The sequence below is a fragment of the Deinococcus aerolatus genome (assembly GCF_014647055.1).
In the GTDB taxonomy this organism is placed as follows: Bacteria; Deinococcota; Deinococci; order Deinococcales; family Deinococcaceae; genus Deinococcus; species Deinococcus aerolatus.
Map to the genome: position 1 here is coordinate 346,549 of NZ_BMOL01000001.1, position 18,436 is coordinate 364,984.

Consider the following 18,436-nt stretch of genomic DNA (forward strand, 5'->3'; position numbering starts at 1 on the left):
TCATGAGGTACGCGGATGCGGTCCGGGGCTGCGGAGCTTCAGCCCCATCCTGCGCTCACCCTGTCATGGACATTTGCAGGTCATGGACGTGTGCAGTGGGCCAGCGCCCCACGCACCATCCCGGAAGAGACGCGGCCGGCGCCCCATACCTTCAGCAGCAGTTCCAGGCGTAGCCGCCAAAGCAACCCCGTATCGAGTCGCCCGCCCCAGCGGGCCAGCGCGGGTTCCACATGGTCCAGCACGGCGCACTCATGTTCCAGGGTGGCCCAACCCGCGTTGCCCCAGTCCAGCAGCCCGGCGTAACGGCCCGCCGCGTCGGCCAGCAGGTTGTGGCGGTACACGTCGCCGTGCACGAATACGGGCGCGGTCAGCGGATACGGTGTGGACAGCACCCGCCGTAGGGCGGCCCGCTCGGCAGGCGGCCAGTCCGCGCCGCCCGCCAGTAATCTCAGGTCGCCCGCCCACCACTCCGAGGGGCGGGGCAGGTGCGGTTCGGGTGGGGCGGCATGCAGGCGCTCCAGATCGGCCAGCACCGCGTTCCAGAAAGCAGGGGTGAGCTGGGCAGGCGTGGGCATTCTACCCGGCAGCCGTTCCCACAGGCTGGAGTCCGCGTCCCAGAACAGCGGTCTGGCCGTGCGAATCCCCGCCGCCAGGGCGCCCTGCGCCACCGCCGCCTCCCGCGCGTGGTCCACAGCAGGGCCGAGGCGCAGCACCGCCGTGTGGGTCAGCCAGACCTCGTTGGAAAACCCGGCAGCGGCGCGGTGCAGGCCCGCGACGCTCAGGCCGTGGCGAAGAAATTGGGCGGCAGGATCAGCGGTCATGGAGTATTCACGGGACAGTGACAGAAGCGGCCCGGCATCGCCGCAGCGCCATTGCGCTCACGCCGCCGGGCACAGCCATTCGTCCCCCGGAAAACATCCATAGGTAACAGGAGGCCCGAAAAACCGTCGCCCGATGGACTACCCTACCCCGTATGACGCCGCCCATTTCCTCCACCTCCGCGGGACAGGGTCAGGCCCAGGCCCGCCCGGTCAAGCCGCTGTGGGTGGCGCTGGGCTTTGTGCTGTGCGCCTTCGGGTTCCTGGGGCTGGTGCTGCCCGGCTTTCCCGGCACCGTGTGGTTCGTGCTGGCCGCCGCCAGCTTCGCGCGTGGCGATCCGCGCTGGGAGGCGTGGTTGCTCTCGCGCCCGGTGGTGGGCCAGCTGGTCAGCGACTACCGCGAGGGCCGGGGCATGCCGCTGCGCGCCAAGTGGTTCGCCTGCATCTGCATTGTCGTGGCCGTCAGTTTCAGCCTGGGGCGCATCCCGGTACTGGTGGGACAGGTGGGCTGGGTGCTCGTTGGCCTGTTCGGGCTCTACTACATCAGCCTCCGGGTGCCAACGAAACGCTGAGCGGGGCCTTGGCACGCCGTCAAAAACCCCCTCTATCGCAGCAGGGGGTTTGGATGGCCTGCGGTTTTGCGACTAGCGCGCCCGCAGCACCTGCGTCACCCAGGCGTCCACCAGCCGCTGCGGGTTGGCGGTCAGGCCGGGCTTGACGGCGGCCAGCTGCGGCTGATCGGCGAACCTGAACACCGGATCCAGCGGCGTGCCTCCCACCGCCGGGTAGATCCACATGCGGGTAGGAATGTCGGCCTGCACGCCTTTACCCAGCATGAAGTCCACAAATTTTCGGGCCAGGGCCGGCTGCTTTGCACCCTTCAGGATGCCCACTCCTTCCAGTTGCAGCCAGGTGCTGCCGGGCAGGAACAGGTTGGCGGTGGGGGCCTGCGCGGGCAGTTTTCTGGCGTCGTAGTTATCCGCGTAGAACACCTCGGCGGCGGGGCTGCTGGCGTACGACAGCACGATGGGGTAGCGGCCACCGTTGCGCGTGAACTCCTTGTTGTAGGCGTCGCTCCAGCCGCGCGTGACCTTCAGGCCGTTCAGGCGGGCGTCGCGCCACCACTGCCACGCCCCCGCCTCGCCGTAGTGATTGACGGTGGCCAGCAGGAAAGCCAAGCCGGGGCTGCTGGTGGCCGGACTTGCCACCACGGTCAACTTGGCGTATTGCGGGGATTTCAGGTCCTCCAGCGATTTCGGCAGGGCCAGTCCCGCCTTCTGGAAATACGCGCGGTCATAGTTGAGGGCCACGAAGCCGTAGTCCACCGTGTTCAGCAGGCCTGCGTCGTCCAGGCGGTAGGCCGGATCCACCCCCGAGAGTGCGGGCGACCGGTAGGCCTGCAACAGATCGGCGCTGCGGGCGCGGCCCAGCAGGCTGTTGTCCAGGCCGTACACCACATCGGCCAGCGGAGCGCGGTGGGTCAGGATCAGGCGATTCAACAGCTCTCCGGCGTCGCCGCCCTTCACGAAGCGCACCCTGGCGTTGTTGGCCGCCTCGAAAGACGCCACGAGCTTCTTGTCCACGTCGAAGGAATCGTGGGTGATGACCGTCAGGGTGGTCTGGGCCGAAGCCACGCCCGCCACCAGTAAAGCCGCCGTCAACACACTCCTTACACGCATACTGTTTCCAAACACACTTCCAAACATAAAAAAGCCCCCTCGCGTCACGAGGGGAAGCGGGGCCAGACGCCGAACTCTTCGGGGCTGGCCGGTCACGCTCCCTCCGCCGGTATGACCCGGATCAGGTTCGTTGGGGTGTTTCTCAGCCCGCCGGTAAACGGCAGGCACCCCCGGTGACGCAGGCCCAAGGTAGCAGAGCGGCGCGGGCAAGAGCGTGTTTCACTCTGGATTGTGGCCTTCACTCCTGGTCAATGGGCACAGCCGCAGTGGTGGGTGGACGCGCTAGGGTTGGGGGCATGAGCCGTCCTGACCTCGCTGCCCCCGAGTCGCTGGACGCGAACGAACAGACCACGCAGCGCCGCAAGCCCACCGCCGCCCCGCTGCTGATCCTGGGCCTGGTCGTGGTGGCGCTGAACCTGCGCCCGCCCATCGCCGGCTTCGGGCCGCTGCTGTCGCAATTCCAGGCCGAGTTTCAGGTCAGTGCGGCCACCCTGAGCCTGCTGACCACGCTGCCGCTGCTGTGCTGGGGCGTGCTGGCCCCGCTGGCCCCGCTGCTGAGCCGCCGCTACAGCAACGAGACCATCATCCTGCTGGCCACCGCCGTGATCGGCCTGGGCAGCGTGCTGCGCATCGGCGCAACGCTGCCGGTCATCCTGACCGGCACCCTGCTGGTCGGCGCGGGCATCGCGCTGAACAACGTGCTGCTGCCCAGCCTGATCCGGCGCGATTACGCCACGCGGGTGGGGCCCATGACCGGGCTGTACACGCTGGCGGTGGTGGGCGGCGCGGCGCTGGCCTCTGGGGTAGCGGTGCCGCTGATGACCGCGCTGGGCGGAGAATGGCGCTCGTCGGTGGGCGTGTGGATCGGGCTGGCCATGGCGGGCGTGCTGGCGTGGCTGCCCGCCGTGTTCGGGCGGCAGACGCACGCCCGCCCGCTGAGGGGCGAGGGGCCGTCGGTGTGGCGCAACCCCTACGCGCTGTCGGTGACGCTGTACATGGGCTTTCAGTCGCTGGTGTTCTTTACCTGGCTCACCTGGCTGCCCAAGGTGCTGCAGGACGAGGGCTTCACCGAGGCGCAGGCCGGACTGCTGCTGGCCTTTGCCAACGTGGTGCAGCTGCCCTTCACGCTGGCAGTGCCGATGCTGGCGGCCCGGCCCCGCCTGCTGGTGCCGCTGGCGGCGGGCACGGCCCTGATCAGCGCGGCGGGCATCACGGGCCTACTGCTGGCGCCGCTGACGCCGCTGCCGTGGCTGTTCATGATGGGTGCGGGCGCGGGCAGCATGTTTCCGCTGGCCCTGATGTTCATCGCCGTGCGCGCCGCCAGCGTGACGCAGGTGCCGCAGCTCTCGGCCATGGCGCAGGGCTTCGGCTACGTGCTGGCGGCGTCCGGCCCCTTTATCTTCGGGGCGCTGCACGACTGGACCGGCGACTGGCAGGTGCCGCTGCTGTTCCTGCTGGCCATGACCGGGGTGGTGCTGGTCACCGGGGTGGCGGCGGGGCGGGCGCCCCGGGCGTAAGCGGGGGCGGCCCGCCCCACGCCGCCCCCACCCCAGGCACCCACCAACCCGTCACCCCTTCCCGGCCCCGCGCCTACACTGACCCATGCCCCCTTCCCCCCACCGGAGCCGCCCACGTACCACCTGACACTGGGGCACCACCACTTCAGCTTCCCCGACCTGCGGCGGGTGATGGCCTGCGCCAGCCCGCCCAAATCCGGCGACGGGCTGGCCGGACTGGCGGCAGGCAGTGCCCAGGAACGCGAGGCGGCGCGGCAGGTGCTGGCTGACCTTCCCCTGGGCCTGTTTCTGGAAGACCTGCTGATTCCCTACGAGGCCGACGAGGTCACGCGCCTGATCGTGGACAGCCACGACGCGGCAGCCTTCGCGCCCGTATCCCACCTGAGCGTGGGCGGGTTCCGCGACTGGCTGCTGGGCGACGAGGCCACCCCAGAGGCCCTGGCCGCCCTGGCCCCCGGCCTGACGCCGGAGATGGTGGCCGCCGTGAGCAAACTGATGCGCGTGCAGGATCTGGTGCTGGTGGCGTCCAGGGTAGAGGTGGTCACGCGCTTCCGCACCACCCTGGGCCAGCGGGGCCGCTTCAGCACGCGCCTCCAGCCCAACCACCCCACCGACGATCCACGCGGCATCCTGGCCAGCACCCTGGACGGCCTGATGTTCGGCTGCGGCGACGCGGTGATCGGCATCAACCCGGCGCTGGACAGCGTGGACAGTTGCGTGGGCCTGTTGCGCCTGCTGGACGACTTCCGCCAGCAGACCGGCGTGCCCACCCAGAGCTGCGTGCTGACCCACGTCACCAACACCCTGGAGGCGCTGGGGCGCGGCGCCCCGGTGGATCTGGTGTTTCAGAGCGTGGCGGGCACGCAGGACGCCAACAGCGGTTTCGGCGTTGATCTGACGCTGCTGGACGAGGCGCACGCGGCGGCGCTGGAGTTGCGGCGCGGCGCACCGCTGGCCGGGGGCTTCGGCGACAACGTGATGTACTTCGAGACCGGGCAGGGCAGCGCACTGTCGGCGGACGCCCACCACGGCGTCGATCAGGGCACGCTGGAGGCCCGCGCCTATGCGGTGGCGCGGCACTACCGCCCGCTGCTGGTCAATACCGTGGTGGGCTTTATTGGCCCGGAGTACCTGTACGACGGCAAGCAGATCATCCGCGCGGGGCTGGAAGATCATTTCTGCGGCAAGCTGCTGGGCCTACCGATGGGCTGCGACATCTGCTACACCAACCACGCCGAGGCCGACGGCGACGACACCGACACCCTGCTGACGCTGCTGGGCGCGGCGGGCGTGACCTTCATCATGGGCGTGCCGGGCGCGGATGACATCATGCTGAACTACCAGTCCACTTCCTTCCACGACGCGTGGTACCTGCGCCGCATGTTTAACCGACCGCCCGCGCCGGAGTTCGCCGCGTGGCTGGAAACGGTGGGCCTCAGCCGGGATGGAGGGCTGACCTTGCCGGGACGGGCGCAGGTGCGGGAACTGATGAGGGCGGCGGGCGGATGACCGACGAGCTGACCCCCTGGGCCTCGCTGAAAGAGTTCACCGACGCCCGCATTGCGCTGGGCCGGGCCGGAACCTCGCTGCCCACGCGGGAACTGCTGAGGTTCAACGCGGCGCACGCGGCAGCACGGGACGCCGTTCATGCGCCCGCCGATTTTGGGTCACTGGCCGGGGCACTCACGGCTGCTGGAGAAGTGGTTCTGCATGTTCACAGCTGCGCCGCAGACCGCGCCGAGTATCTGCGTCGCCCGGATCTGGGGCGGGCGCTGTCACCTGAATGTCTGGCGGAGCTGGAGGGGCAATCCCCTTGCGACGTGGTGATCGTCGTGGCGGACGGCCTCTCGGCGGGGGCGCTGGCGCATGTGGGGCCGCTGCTGGCGCTGCTGCTCCCTGAGCTGCGCGCCGCCAGCCTGAGCATCGGCCCGGTCGTGCTGGCAAGGCAGGCGCGGGTGGCGCTGGGCGACCCGGTGGCGCAGGCCCTGAACGCACGGCTGGTCCTGGTCCTGATCGGCGAACGCCCCGGCCTGAGCAGCCCCGACAGTCTGGGGGCGTACCTGACCTTCGATCCGCAGCCCCAGACCCGCGACTCGGCCCGCAACTGCGTATCCAACATCCGCCCGGCGGGGCTGGACGTGCGCGTGGCGGCGTGGCGGCTGGCCCACCTGATCCGGCAGGCGCTGCGCCGGGAACTCAGCGGTGTGGCCCTCAAGGACGAGGGCGGCGGGCCTCCACCGGATTTTGCACCCCTGCCGCGCGGCTAGACTGGCCCATGACCCTTCCCCCAGCGCCCTTTTACCTGATCGCCTGGCTCGTCGTGCAGGACGACTCCGGGCGCGTGCTGCTGGGCCGCCGCGACGGCACCGGCTACATGAACGGGCTGTGGGGGCTGCCGGGCGGACGGGTGGAACGCGGCGAGACGCTGGTCACAGCAGCTGTGCGTGAGGTGGAAGAAGAACTGGGCCTGCGGGTGGAGGCCGGCGCGCTGACCGCGCTGGGCGTGTCGCGCTTTGACATCGGCGGAATGCAGGGCACCGATTTCCTGTTCCTGACCCGCGAGTGGGCCGGGGAACTGGCGCCACTGGACAAGACCTCTGAAGTGGGCTGGTTTGCCCCGGACGCTCTGCCTGACGACTGCCTGCCCTGGCTGCCCGCCGTGCTGGAAGCCCACCTGACGCGCGGCGCGTGGCTGACCGAGCAGCTCGACGGGGTGGAGGGAGTCCAGATTCTTGGCCCCTGAAGCCCGCTGTTGGGCCTTCCATCATGTTCCCCGGTCAGGGACGATTTCCGCTTGCCCCCTTCTCTTTCATCTGAAATACTTCCAGATGAAATGAGTTTACCCACCCCCCCCATGGCCGAGGCGCAGACCGACAGTCTCTACGAGATGATCCGGCTGACCCTGCGGCTGTCGCGGCGCTTCCGGCAGGCGCTGGACGAACCGCTGGAAACCGCACTGGGCCTGAACACCAAGGAACTGCTGGTGCTGGCCGCGATCATGGACGGCGAGCAGACGCCGGGCCGGATTGCCAGCAAGCAGAATCTGCCCGCCCCCACCGTGACGCGCATCGTGTCCAAGCTGGTCAGGAACGGTCTGGTGGAACGGGTCAGTGATCCCGCCGATCTGCGCTGCTTCCATCTGCATCTCACCCCCCAGGGCCGGGCCACCCGTGCCCGCACCCGCGAGACCGGGCAGGCCATTGTCGCCTCGCACTTCGGCCACCTGCCGCCGCAGCGCGTCGGGGCGGCGCTGAAGGCCATGCAGGACTTTCACGATGCCCTGAGCCTTCCCCTTCCTGAGGAGGCCAGCGCATGACTGCCCCCGGCCACTCTCATTCCGGCCTCAACGAGCGCGACCGGATCATGGCCTTTGTAGGCATCCTGACCGTGCTGTTCCTGTCCAGCCTGAACCTGACGGTGGTGGGCAGCGCCATGCCGCGCGTGATCAGCGACCTGGGCGGCTTTCACCTGTACGCCTGGGCCTTTACCGCGTACTCGCTGGCCACCACCATCACCATTCCCATCGTGGGCACCATCAGTGACCGCGTGGGCCGCCGCCCGCTGATTCTGCTGGGCATCGCGGTGTTCGCGCTGGGCAGCGTGGGCCTGGGCTTCGCACACAGCATGGATCAACTGATCGTGCTGCGCGCCCTGCAGGGGATCGGCGGCGGCATGCTGATGGCCATGAGCTTCACGGCCATTGCAGACCTGTTCACACCCCTCGAGCGCGGGCGCTACCAGGGCTACACCGGCGCGGTGTGGGGCGTGTCCAGCGTGGTGGGGCCGCTGGTGGGCGGCTTCCTGACCGATCACCTGGGCTGGCGCAGCGTGTTCTTCGTGAACCTGCCGTTCGCGTTGCTGGCGGCGTATTTCATCTGGCGCTACTTCCGGCTGCCCAAACCCGCGCAGACCACGCAAACGGGCCGCCGTTTCGACGCACCCGGCGCGGCGCTGCTGGCGGGCACCGTCACCACGCTGACGCTGGCGGTGTCCTGGGGCGGCGGCACCTACGCCTGGGGCAGCCCGCAGATCCTGGGCCTGCTGGCCGGGGCGCTGGCGCTGGGCGTGGGCTACGCGCTGCACAGCCGCCGTCAGGTGCGGCCCATCCTGGACCTGGGCCTGCTGAAAGACCGCAGCATTGCCACCGCCGCGCTGGCTGCCTTTCTGGTGAGCGCGGGCATGTACGCCGCGATTCTGTACCTGCCGCTGTACATGCAGGGCGTGCGGGGAAGCAGCGCCTCGGGCAGCGGGCTGGCCCTGGCCCCGCTGATGGGCGGCATGATTCTGACCAGCACCCTGGCGGGCCAGTTCGTGAGCCGCACCGGGCGCTACAAACGGCTGATCGTCATCGGGGCGCTGGTGGCCGCCGCCGCGCTGACGCTGGCCTCCACCCTGAGCCTGACCACCCCGATGTGGCTGGCGGTGGGCACCATGGTCCTGCTGGGGCTGGGGCTGGGGCCGGTCAACAGCCAGCTGGTGCTGGCGGTGCAGAATGCCGCCCCCCGCGAGAAGCTGGGCAGCGCCACGGCCGGCAACCAGTTCTTTCAGCAGATCGGCGGCACGCTGGCGGTCAGCCTGTTCGGGGCACTGGTCAACGCGCAGCTGGCCGGCAAGCTGGGGGCCCAGCTGCCTGCCGCCGCCAAGACCCTGCCCGCGCCGCTGCAAGACGCCATTGCCAGCCCCAACCTGCTGACCAGCCCGGACGCCAGCGCGCAGCTGGGCGGGGCGCTGCAACAGCTGGGGCAGCCTGAACTGCTCGCGCAGATCACGGCAGCCCTGAGAAACGTCATGGTGGGCGCCATCAACGAGGTGTTCCTGGTCTCGGCCGCGCTGGTGGGGCTGGCCTTTATCGCGGCCCTGCTGCTGCCCGAACGCCCGCTGCTGGGCCGCCAGCCCCACACGGTGGAAGTGAAGGGGGGCGGTCAGGTCAGCGTTCAGGCCACCGACTGAGCTTCAGGCGCAGCAAAAAGCAAGCCCCCGCCAGTGCCGGGGCTTGCTTTTTGCTGCGTCAAATGATTTGACTGACGTACCAGAGAGTGTTCAGCACCCCCAGGCGCTGACGCCTACTGACCGATCCAGTCAATCGTCTGCTTCGCGTCGCGCAGGTTCTTTACCTCGCCGGTGGGAGCGGTTACCGTCAGCGCGGCGGCGGTACTGGCGGCGGCGTTCAGCAGCAGCGTCACGGTGCCGTCCGCGCCGGTCACCGTCTCATATTTGGCTGTGCCGTCCGGCGCGATGGTGGCCGCAATGTCGGTCATCTTGCCGTCCACCATGCTGGCAATCACGAACACGGGGTTCTTGCCGGTGGTCTTGACCTCCCAGGTCACGGCCACGCCCGCCACCGGATTGCCGTCCTTGTCGGTGGCGAGCACGGGAATCATCACCTCGCCCACATCATCACTGGCCACCGTGGGAGTGGCGTTTGTGCTGACCGGGGCCGTGATCTCCACATCCTGAATCTCCACCCTGGCGACGGGACCAGCCTGGGCAGCGGGGGCCGCAGGCATGGTGGGCGCAGCCGCCGGAGCCTGCGCCGTGACCCCCGGCGGCAGGGCGGGAATATCGGACACGGAGATCTGGGCGGAGGCGAGAGGCAGCAGCAGGGCAGCGGTCAGCAGCAGGTGGCGCATGGGGAAACTCCTTGTGGGCAGGCGAAGAGGGAGACCGGGGATCACGCGGGCAGGATGTACAGGCCGTTGCTGCGGAAATCCAGGTGGATGTCGCTGCCGTTGGGCAGGATGGTGGACTCGGAGGGCGGGGCGATCAGCACTTCCCCGGCCGACGTTTCGATGGTGTACTCGGTCATGGCCCCCAGGTACGCGCCGGAGGTGATGCGCCCGGCCAGCCCCGTCTCGCTGAACGAGATGGATTCGGGCCGCACCAGCACGCGCACGTCGCCGGTGGGCGCGCCGGGCTGGGTGTAGGGCAGAAACACATTGCCGAAGCCCAGTTGCTGGCCGTCATAGGTGGCCTGCAACAGGTTGGCCTCGCCGATAAAATCGGCCACAAAGGCGTTGGCAGGGCGGCGGTACAGGTCCTCGGGGGTGCCGATCTGCTCGATCCGGCCCGCACTCATGACCACCACCACGTCCGAGATCGCCAGCGCCTCGGCCTGATCGTGGGTTACGTATACAGCGGTGATGCCCAGCTGCTGCTGGATGGCGCGAATCTCATTGCGCATCTGGCGGCGCAACTTGGCGTCCAGGTTGGACAGCGGCTCGTCGAACAGCAACACCTTGGGTTTCATCACCAGGGCGCGGGCCAGGGCCACACGCTGCTGCTGCCCGCCCGACAGTTGCGACGGCGCGCGGCTGCCGTAGCCGCCCAGCCCCACCAGCTTCAGGGCCTCCTCGGCGGCCTCGACGGCGTCGGGGCGGCGGGCCACGCGCAGACCGTAGGCGACGTTTTCCAGCACGCTCAGGTGCGGGAACAGCGCGTAGCTCTGGAACACCATCGTCACGTCGCGCTGCGCCGCCGAGAGCTGGGTCACGTCCTCGTGGTCAATCGAGAGTTTGCCCTCGGTGATGGTTTCCAGCCCGGCGATCATGCGCAGGATGGTGGTCTTGCCGCAGCCCGAGGGCCCCAGCAGCGTGATCAGCGTGCCGGGCTGTACCTCCAGGTTGGCGCCTTGCACGGCGATGGTCTTGCCGAAGCGCTTGGTGACACCCTCCAATTTGACCGGAGCGGCCTGACTGTTGGGGGCAGGGTGGGGGGGGCGGGCCTGGGTGGCGGTCATGGGGTCCTCTCAAGAGTGGTGTTCATACGCTTATGCCTGCCTTTGATCCGCCCATCCTGCCCACGCCCCAGGTCATCAAGGCGATGACCACGGCCAGCGTGAAGACCAGCAGCGCGGACAGTGCCGCCGCGTCGCCGAGTTGCCCGCGCTCCACCATGCTCAGCACCTCGCTGGTCACGACCTTGTGGTCCGGCGAGATCAGGAAGATGATCTGCGAGATGGCGGTCATGGCCCGCACGAAGGCGAAGATCAGCGCCGAGATCAGCGCGGGGCGGATCAGGGGCATCACCACCCGCCACAGCGTGGTCAGGCTGCCGGCCCGCAGGGTGGTGCTGGCTTCCTCCAGCGCCGGGTCGATCTGACGCAGGTTGGCGACAGCCGAGCGGATGCCCACCGGCATGTTGCGGAAGATAAATGCGACGATCAGGATCAGCATGGTGCCGGTCATGTACGCAAACCCGCTGTTCAGCGCCAGGATGTACCCGATGCCGATCACGGTGCCGGGCACGGCGAAGGACAGCAGCGAGCCGAGTTCGATAAAGCCGCGCCCGAAGAACTTCTGCCGCGTGATCAGGTAGGCGATCACCACGCTCAGGACCAGCACCGGCAGACTGCTGATGGCCGCGATCCTGAGGGTGTTGAAGAACACGCCCAGCGACCCCACCGACAGGTTGCGGATGTGTTCGGTGGTAAAGGTGTTGTCGAAGCCCCACAGCTTGACCAGCGCGCCGAAGAACATGCTGCCGTACACCGCGCCCACGAACAGCACCCAGACCATGAACACGAACAGCAGGACGCGCTCCAGACTGGCAGGCAGCGGCGTCACCATGCCCGCAGCAGGCTTGCCGGTGATGGTGGTGAAGCTGGTGCGGCCCAGCCACGCCTGCTGCGCCAGGAACGCCGAGACGCTCAGGGCCAGCAGCACCGTGCCGTACACCGACGCCTCGGCGGGGTTGAATTCCACCGCAAAATACACCTGCGTCGCCAGGAACGAGCCGCCCATCACGAACGGGTTGCCGAAGTCGGCCAGGCTCTCGATGATGGTCAGCAGGAAGGCGTTGGCCAGACCAGGGCGGACCAGCGGCCAGATCACGGTTCTCAGGACGTGCCAGCGGCCCGCGCCCAGGGTCACGGCGGCTTCCTCCAGCGTACCGTTCAGGCTTTGCACCACGCCCACCAGCACCAGATAGGCAATCGGCGTGTAGGCCAGCGTCTGCGCGATGCCCACGCCCAGCGGCCCCAGCAAGGCGTCGGTGTCCAGCCCCAGGATGCCGCTGGTGATCAGCCCCTGGCGGCCCAGCAGGAAGATCAGGGCGAAGCCGATCACGAAGGGCGGCGTGATGATCGGCAGCAGCGAGAACACCCCCAGCAGTTTGCCTGCCGTGATGCGCCGCCGGGTCAGCCACCACGCCAGCCCCACCCCGGCCAGCACCCCCACGGCCTTGAACAGCAGGCCCAGGGTGGCCGTTTGTGGTGTGCTGGCCGCCAGCGAACCGATGGCGTATCCGGCCAGCGCCAGCGGCACGAACAGGTACGGCCCGAACGGGGCGCGGCTGCGCGTGCCCAGCAGCGCAAAGGCCAGCGCCAGCGCGGTGGCCGCCGTCGCCACGCTGACCGCCAGCAGCACGCTGTTGCGCAGCGCCCCGAAGCCGAAGTACAGCGCGGCAAAGACGCCCACCCCCAGCGCCGCCAGCACGGTGTTGCGCAGCGTGGCCCAGACCGGACGCCGCCGCCACAGCGACAACCCCAGGCCCGCCACCGCTCCGACACCCGTGGCCACGAGCGCCAGCGCCGCCTCGCTGCGGGCGGTGGTCTCGTTTTCCAGCACGAAGAACGCCGGGGAACTCAAGACGCTGCGGAACGCTTCCAGCGAGAACCCCGTCTCGCCGAAGGCATTGCGCAGCACCCGGAACAGCGGGAACATCACGAACAGGATCAGGAACAGGCCCACCCACAGCGTGGAACTGGCAATAAAGCGGTCCGCCTTGATGATGCCCGTGTCGGACAGCGCCATGCCCGTGACCGACAGCAGCGCCAGCGCGGTGATCAGGGCGCCCAGATCGGCCGGCTCGTTTCTGAACACGATGAAGAAGGCCGTGACCAGGAACCCGACCAGCGCGGCGACCAGCGTGGGCATGGCACGGGCAGCGCGGCCCACGAAGCTCAGGGCCAGGGTGGCGACCAGCGCGGCCAGGGGCACCCACAGCACGGGCAGGCTGCCCAGCAACTCCAGGCCGCTGGGGCCACCGGCCAGAAAGACCCGGCCCTCACGCGCCCAGGGCAAGAAGGCGAAGGCCAGCAGGCCCAGCAGCGGCCACAGCAGCAGCGCTGCCTGGACTCCGGCCCGGTTCCTCTGCGAGGCGGGAGGGGTTACCGCCGTGGTAATGGAAAGACCTCCTTGGTCCAGCGCGAGATGATGCGGGCGCGGGTGGCGCCGTCGCCCCACTTGCCAAAGTCGTAATCAATCAGCTTGATCTTGTCCAGGTTGGGCGAGGCGGCGGCCACCGGCGTCTTGGCGTTGGACTGGATCTGGAACGATTCCACCGTGGCCGCCAGTTTCTGCGTCTCTACCTTCAGCACGAAGTCGATGAACTGCTTGCCCGCCGCCGCGTTGGGGCCGTCCGTGACCAGGCTGACGCCGCCGATCTCGGTGCCTGTGCCGGCCCTAGGCGCCACGGCGCGCACCGGGAAGCCGCGCACGTTCTGGGCCACCGCGTCGTGCAGGAAGGTCACGCCCACCGCCACCTCGCCGCGCGCCGACAGGAACGCTGCGCCGGAGCCGGGGCGGGTGTAGCCGTTGCGCGGCACGTTGTTGTGGATCTTCTTAAGCAGGTCAAAGGCCTTGTCCTCGCCGTAGATCTGGATCAGGGTGGTGATCATGGTGTACGCCGTGCCGGACGTGTTGGGGTTGGGCATGGCGATCAGGCCCTTGTACTTTGGATCGCCCAGGTCCGGCCAGTCGGTGGGGGCGGGCAGGTTGCGCTTCTTGAGCACCGTGTCGTTGACCGCCAGGCCCAGCGCTCCGGTGTACAGCGGAATGTAGGCGTCCTTGACCTGCTTGCGCAGTTCGGGGTACAGCTCGTTCCAGGCCTTGGGCTTGTAGAAGGTCAGCAGGTTTTCCCTGGTGCCGGCCTCGTGGACGTCGCCGGTGCCGCCAAACAGCACGTCGAAACTGGGGTTGGCCTTCTCGGCCCGCAGCCGGGCCAGCGACTCGCCCGCCGACAGCCGCAGGAACTTGGCCTCGCCGCCGGTTTCCTTCTTGTAGGCGTTGGCCACCACCTGACACCAGTCGGCCTGCGCGCCACACACGAAGGTCAGGTTCCCCTGGGCACCGGCTGTGGCCGCCGTGGCAAGAAGGGTCAGGGTGAGCATTCGTCTGGTGGATCGCTGCATGGGGCCTCCTGGTTAAAGCAAGGGGCGAAGACCACGGACGGTCTTCTGGGCGGAAAAAGTAACAGTTGTGCCATTCGAGTCTACGCCACACCGCCCGCCTGTCTCCCGCCGCCTGTCCAGTACCCTGTGGCCCATGCACGACACAGTGGTGGTGGGCGCGGGCCTGGCGGGATTGACGGCGGCGCGGATTCTGGACCGGGCCGGGCAGCGGGTGCGGGTGCTGGAGGCATCGAATGTGCTGGGCGGGCGGGTGCGTTCGCGCGTGCTCGACGGTTTCACGCTGGATGCCGGTTATCAGGTGCTGTTTCCCGGCTACCCGGCCGTGAGGCGCAACCTGGACCTGGAGGCGCTGGATCTGGTGGCCATTCCCCCGTCGGCGGCGGTGCGGCGCGGCGCACGCGAGGATGTGCTGGGCGATCCCCGGCGCGACCCTGCCGCGCTGCCGGGGACCCTCACCACCGGCGTGCTGGGCGTGGCCGACAAGCTGAGGGTGGGCCGGCTGGCGCTGACGCTGCTGGCCCCACCACCCCACACCCTGCTGACCGGCCCCGACGAGACCACCGAGAGCTACCTGCGCCGAGCGGGCTTCAGCGAGGCGGCGCTGAACCATTTCTTCCGCCCCTTCTTCGGCGGCATCTTCCTGCGGCGCGAGCTCGACACCTCGGCGCGGCTGTTCCGCTATTACTTTCGCATGCTGATCGACGGCGGCGCGGCGCTGCCCCGCGCGGGCATGGGCGCCGTTCCCGCCCAGCTGGCGGCGGGACTGGACATTCAGCCCAGCGTGCGCGTCACGGGCCTGAAGGCGCACGGGCCGCACGTCACGTTGCAGACCTCAAAAGGCGAGCTGGACGCCCGCAACGTGATTGTCGCCACCGATCCCAACACGGCAGCCCGGCTGCTGGGCCGGGACGTTTCACGCGGGAGCCTGGGCAGCACGTACCTGTACTACGCCGCCAACCGGCAGGTGGACCGCCAGCCCCGCCTGCTGCTCAATGCCCGCCCCGGCCTGATCAACAACGCCCAGTGGCTGAGCCATGTTCTGCCGGAGCGCGTGCCGCCGGGGCAGCACCTGCTGACCGTCACGGTGCTGGGCCTGCCCGACATGGATGACGGTGAGCTGGACGCCCGGGTGCGCGGCGAACTGGAAGACTGGTACGGCGAGGCGGCGGTGTCGGGGCTGCGGACGCTGGCCACCGAGCGCATCCCGCACGCCCAGTACCCGCAGCCGCCCGGCTACGCGGCCACCCTGCCCGGCCACGCCACCGGCCTGGGCGGCGTGCTGCTGGCCTCGGAGGTCACGTCCATGAGTGGCATCCAGGGCGCGATGGAAAGCGGCGAGAAGGCGGCGGCCATCGTCCTGAACGATCTGGCCGCGTTGAGCCGCCCACGCGGCGGCTGACTGCGGACGCGCTCAGGCTTCCAGGAACTCGGTCACGACGCGGTTGAGCAGCCACCAGCCCGCAGGCGTGGCCCGCAGCCGCGCCCCCTCCAGTTCCAGCCAGCCGCGCGCCACGTTGGCGGCGATGGCCCCGGCGTAGCGTTCCCGCACGTTCAGGCCGCTGCGCCGGGACAGGTCTTCCAGATCCAGCCCGTCCCGCAGCCGCAGTCCCATGAACAGCGCGTCGGTCACATACTCCTCAGCGCTGATGGCCTCAGCCTCTCCGCTGTCGCCGGTCAGCCAGGTGTGCAGGTGCGGGTTGGTGCGTCTCGCGGTCAGCGCGGCCTCAGCCCCCGGTCCAGCCACAGACGACATGGCCGGGTAATGGCCCGCCGCGCCCGGTCCCAGGCCCAGGTACGTGCGGTTGTTCCAGTAGGACAGGTTGTGGCGCGACTGCTGACCGGGGCGGGCGTAGTTGCTGATCTCGTAGCGGGCAAAGCCGTGTGCGGTCAGCAGTTCCTCGGTGCGCTCAAAGCCGGCACGTTCATCGTCCTCCCCCACCGTCACGCCGCGCCGGGCGAACTCGGTGCCGGGTTCGACCGTCAGGGTGTAGGCGCTGATGTGGTCCACGCCCAGCGCCACCAGCCCATGAATATCGCTGTCCAGCGGCTGCCCCGGCACGGCGGTGATCAGATCGCCCGACACGCGCAGGCCCACCCCGATCAGCGTGGTTACGGCCTCGCGCGCCCCCGCCGCGTCGTGTTGGCGGCCCAGGAACTTCAGCGTGGCGTCGTCCAGGCTCTGCACGCCCACGCTGGCGCGGTCAAAGCCCAGGTCCCGCCACAGCGCCGCCCGCGCAGGGCTGACCGTGCCGGGGTTGATCTCCAGGGTGTTTTCCTGGCGGCCCCAGCCCAGATGCCGGCGAACGCTGCCCACCAGCGCTTCCACCTCGGCGTCACGCAGAAAACTGGGGGTGCCGCCGCCCAGGTATACGGTCTCCAGATCGACATCGTACTGGGTGGCCAGCCATGCTGCCTCCTGCTCCAGCCGCTCCAGGTACGCCTCGACCTGTCCGCTCTTGCGCGTCAGGACGTGGAAGTCACAGTACGGGCAGATGCTGGGGCAGAACGGCACATGAACGTAGAGGTGGCGCACCGTCCGGTCAGGAACAGGCACATTGGGCGCGGCAGGGACGGGGGCAGGACGGCTCACTGCCCCGAGTGTATGCGCGGGGGTGGGTTTGGGACCGTGAGGCAGGACGGCGAGGCCCGGACGGTTCAGCGCCCGTGCGGCGTGGCGTCCATCCACTCTTCCAGCATCTTTCGCAGCGTGGCCGCCGTGGTCACCATCACCGGAACGTCCAGCGAGGCCACCGCTGAGGCCGCCGCGCTCTGGCCCTTGCGTTTGCCCGCCCTGAGTCCGGCGGGGGCCGTCCAGGCGGGAAAGGTGCCGCCCTCAGCGTACTCCACGCCCCCAGCGTCGGCCACCACGGCGTCAGGCACCGTCACTTCCGGCCCGGCGGCCAGCGCCTGCCTCCCGATCACCAGCACGCCGCGCGGGGCCGCCTGCTGTACGGCGGCCACCAGCGGGGTCAGGCCGTCGTGAACCACCAGTTCCACGCCGCCCTTGCCATCCAGTGCGGCCAGGGCGGCAGGCAGGTCCGCGGCCAGTTCGGCGGGCGCGGCCACCAGCCAGGGGTGTCCTCCGGCACGGCCCTCGAAGCTGGCGTGGGCGCTGCCGTAGATGTCGGTCCAGGTGCGGGTGTGCTGCATGACGTTCAGGATAGGCGGATTCCGGCCTGCCTTTTACGCGCCGCTTTCCTCACCCAGCGCCACCGCCCGCGCGTCGTCGCTGACCCAGTCGCTCCACGATCCGGCGTACAGGCGATTTGCAGGCCCCAGCGCCGCGCCCGCCAGTTCACGGGCCAGCAGGTTGGCCGCCGCGCTCACGCCGCTGCCGCAGTACGTGATGGTGGGCGAGTGGCCGGTGTCCAGGCGGGCGGCCTGCTCAGCGCCGCCGCGCCAGCGCCCGGCCGCGTCCAGCGCGCCGCTCCAGTCGCGGTTGACCGCGCCCGGAATATGCCCGGCCTTGCGGTCCAGCGGCTCCGTCTCGCCCCGGTAGCGGGCGGGGGCACGCGAGTCGATCAGCAGCGTGGCCGGGGCGCGGCCTGCCACGTCCCCGGCCTCTGCCAGCATCCCAGCCTGCACGTCCGGCGTGAAGGTGACGGGCGCGTGGGTGGGGTCCCCCGCGTCCACCGGGCCGCCCGCCGCCAGATACGCGGGCCAGCCGCCGTCCAGCACGTACACCTGCGTGTGCCCCAGCCAGCGCAGCAGCCACCACGCGCGGGCGGCGTAGAACCCCTGACCCGTGGCGGGATCGTCGTAGGCCACCACCACGCTGCCGTTGCCTATGCCCACGCTTCCCAGCCACGCCGCCAACGCCGCCGGATCGGGCAGCGGGTGACGTCCGCCCGCGCCGTCCTCCCGCACCGGGCCGCTCAGGTCCGTTTCCAGATCAGCGTAGACCGCCCCCGGCACGTGGCCTTCCAGATAGGCAATGCGGCCCACCAGCGGATCACTCAGGGCGTAGCGGCAGTCCAGCACGCGCACATCGGCGTCGTGCAGGTGCCCAACCAGCCAGTCGGCGGACTTCAGCGGCGAGGAAACGTTGGTCATGGGGGCAGGCTACACTGTCCGCCCGCTCGCTCCTCGAGAGATATAAAAAAGAAAAATCCGCCCTTTACGGACGGTGATAGGTCAACTATAGCGTGGCATGCAGCCGCTGTCAAACTCATGCACCGATGTCCATAAACGTTGTACTGGGCGGCATTCCCTGGACATGACGGGAGGTCTGGCTGCATAGCCTGTGGGCTGTACCGGCTCCCGCACTGCCCCGGCCATATTCCCATCGCGCCT

General features: G+C 69.3%; 17 protein-coding genes and 1 riboswitch. Of the genes, 8 read left to right on the top strand and 9 right to left on the bottom strand.

Annotated features, from left to right (window positions below; translation table 11 throughout):
- Nucleotides 1-80: 80 nt before the first annotated feature.
- Complete coding sequence (locus IEY31_RS01690) at nt 81-821, bottom strand: phosphotransferase family protein (protein WP_188968359.1); 741 nt, start codon at nt 819-821, stop codon at nt 81-83.
- A 152-nt stretch (nt 822-973) separates the two neighbouring features.
- Between IEY31_RS01690 and IEY31_RS01695 the strand changes: the two genes are divergently transcribed.
- Entirely contained in the window at nt 974-1,390 is a 417-nt protein-coding gene (locus IEY31_RS01695; protein ID WP_188968361.1) for a YbaN family protein, read from the top strand.
- A gap of 72 nt (nt 1,391-1,462) precedes the next feature.
- Here IEY31_RS01695 and IEY31_RS01700 read toward each other — a convergent pair whose 3' ends face one another.
- Entirely contained in the window at nt 1,463-2,497 is a 1,035-nt protein-coding gene (locus IEY31_RS01700; protein WP_188968363.1) for a thiamine ABC transporter substrate-binding protein, read from the bottom strand.
- An 80-nt stretch (nt 2,498-2,577) separates the two neighbouring features.
- A riboswitch (TPP riboswitch) is annotated at nt 2,578-2,679 on the bottom strand.
- Nucleotides 2,680-2,793: 114 nt separating this feature from the next.
- Between IEY31_RS01700 and IEY31_RS01705 the strand changes: the two genes are divergently transcribed.
- From IEY31_RS01705 to IEY31_RS01730, 6 genes are all read left to right on the top strand, one after another.
- Nucleotides 2,794-4,014 (top strand): CynX/NimT family MFS transporter, encoded by a 1,221-nt coding sequence (locus IEY31_RS01705; protein ID WP_188968365.1) that lies wholly within the window; start codon nt 2,794-2,796, stop codon nt 4,012-4,014.
- A gap of 129 nt (nt 4,015-4,143) precedes the next feature.
- Nucleotides 4,144-5,523 (top strand): ethanolamine ammonia-lyase subunit EutB, encoded by a 1,380-nt coding sequence (locus IEY31_RS01710; RefSeq protein ID WP_268238915.1) that lies wholly within the window; start codon nt 4,144-4,146, stop codon nt 5,521-5,523.
- On the top strand, nt 5,520-6,281 hold the full coding sequence (gene eutC / locus IEY31_RS01715; protein WP_188968367.1) for an ethanolamine ammonia-lyase subunit EutC: 762 nt from the start codon (nt 5,520-5,522) through the stop codon (nt 6,279-6,281). Before IEY31_RS01710 ends, eutC begins: the two co-directional genes overlap by 4 nt.
- An 8-nt stretch (nt 6,282-6,289) precedes the next feature.
- Complete coding sequence (locus IEY31_RS01720; protein WP_188968368.1) at nt 6,290-6,757, top strand: NUDIX domain-containing protein; 468 nt, start codon at nt 6,290-6,292, stop codon at nt 6,755-6,757.
- A gap of 90 nt (nt 6,758-6,847) precedes the next feature.
- The gene (locus IEY31_RS01725) at nt 6,848-7,330 is read left to right on the top strand and encodes a MarR family winged helix-turn-helix transcriptional regulator (protein WP_188968370.1); all 483 of its coding nucleotides are present in this window, start codon (nt 6,848-6,850) and stop codon (nt 7,328-7,330) included.
- Entirely contained in the window at nt 7,327-8,964 is a 1,638-nt protein-coding gene (locus IEY31_RS01730) for an MDR family MFS transporter (RefSeq protein ID WP_188968372.1), read from the top strand. Before IEY31_RS01725 ends, IEY31_RS01730 begins: the two co-directional genes overlap by 4 nt.
- Before the next feature lie 113 nt (nt 8,965-9,077).
- On the opposite strand, the gene IEY31_RS01735 is transcribed toward IEY31_RS01730, so the two are convergent.
- The 4 genes from IEY31_RS01735 to IEY31_RS01750 are packed head-to-tail and all read right to left on the bottom strand — an operon-like array spanning nt 9,078 to nt 14,143.
- Nucleotides 9,078-9,644 carry a hypothetical protein gene (locus tag IEY31_RS01735; protein WP_188968374.1) on the bottom strand — a complete coding sequence of 189 codons (567 nt, stop codon included), beginning with the start codon at nt 9,642-9,644 and terminating at the stop codon, nt 9,078-9,080.
- A 41-nt stretch (nt 9,645-9,685) separates the two neighbouring features.
- Nucleotides 9,686-10,750, bottom strand: a complete 1,065-nt coding sequence (locus tag IEY31_RS01740) for an ABC transporter ATP-binding protein (RefSeq protein ID WP_188968376.1) — start codon at nt 10,748-10,750, stop codon at nt 9,686-9,688.
- A 22-nt stretch (nt 10,751-10,772) separates the two neighbouring features.
- Nucleotides 10,773-13,196, bottom strand: coding sequence for an iron ABC transporter permease (locus IEY31_RS01745; protein ID WP_188968378.1), 2,424 nt, complete (start codon nt 13,194-13,196; stop codon nt 10,773-10,775).
- Entirely contained in the window at nt 13,121-14,143 is a 1,023-nt protein-coding gene (locus tag IEY31_RS01750) for an ABC transporter substrate-binding protein (RefSeq protein WP_188968380.1), read from the bottom strand. Before IEY31_RS01750 ends, IEY31_RS01745 begins: the two co-directional genes overlap by 76 nt.
- A 133-nt stretch (nt 14,144-14,276) precedes the next feature.
- On the opposite strand from IEY31_RS01750, the gene IEY31_RS01755 reads away from it, so the two are divergent.
- Entirely contained in the window at nt 14,277-15,542 is a 1,266-nt protein-coding gene (locus IEY31_RS01755) for an NAD(P)/FAD-dependent oxidoreductase (RefSeq protein WP_188968382.1), read from the top strand.
- A gap of 12 nt (nt 15,543-15,554) precedes the next feature.
- Here the strand turns inward: IEY31_RS01755 and hemW are convergent, their stop codons facing one another.
- The 3 genes from hemW to IEY31_RS01770 all read right to left on the bottom strand — a co-directional run bounded on the left by hemW (nt 15,555) and on the right by IEY31_RS01770 (nt 18,196).
- On the bottom strand, nt 15,555-16,733 hold the full coding sequence (gene hemW / locus IEY31_RS01760) for a radical SAM family heme chaperone HemW (RefSeq protein WP_229723248.1): 1,179 nt from the start codon (nt 16,731-16,733) through the stop codon (nt 15,555-15,557).
- 65 nt (nt 16,734-16,798) lie between these two features.
- Nucleotides 16,799-17,293 (bottom strand): hypothetical protein, encoded by a 495-nt coding sequence (locus IEY31_RS01765; protein WP_188968384.1) that lies wholly within the window; start codon nt 17,291-17,293, stop codon nt 16,799-16,801.
- Nucleotides 17,294-17,326: 33 nt separating this feature from the next.
- Nucleotides 17,327-18,196 carry a sulfurtransferase gene (locus IEY31_RS01770; RefSeq protein WP_188968386.1) on the bottom strand — a complete coding sequence of 290 codons (870 nt, stop codon included), beginning with the start codon at nt 18,194-18,196 and terminating at the stop codon, nt 17,327-17,329.
- Between the last annotated feature and the right edge of the window lie 240 nt (nt 18,197-18,436).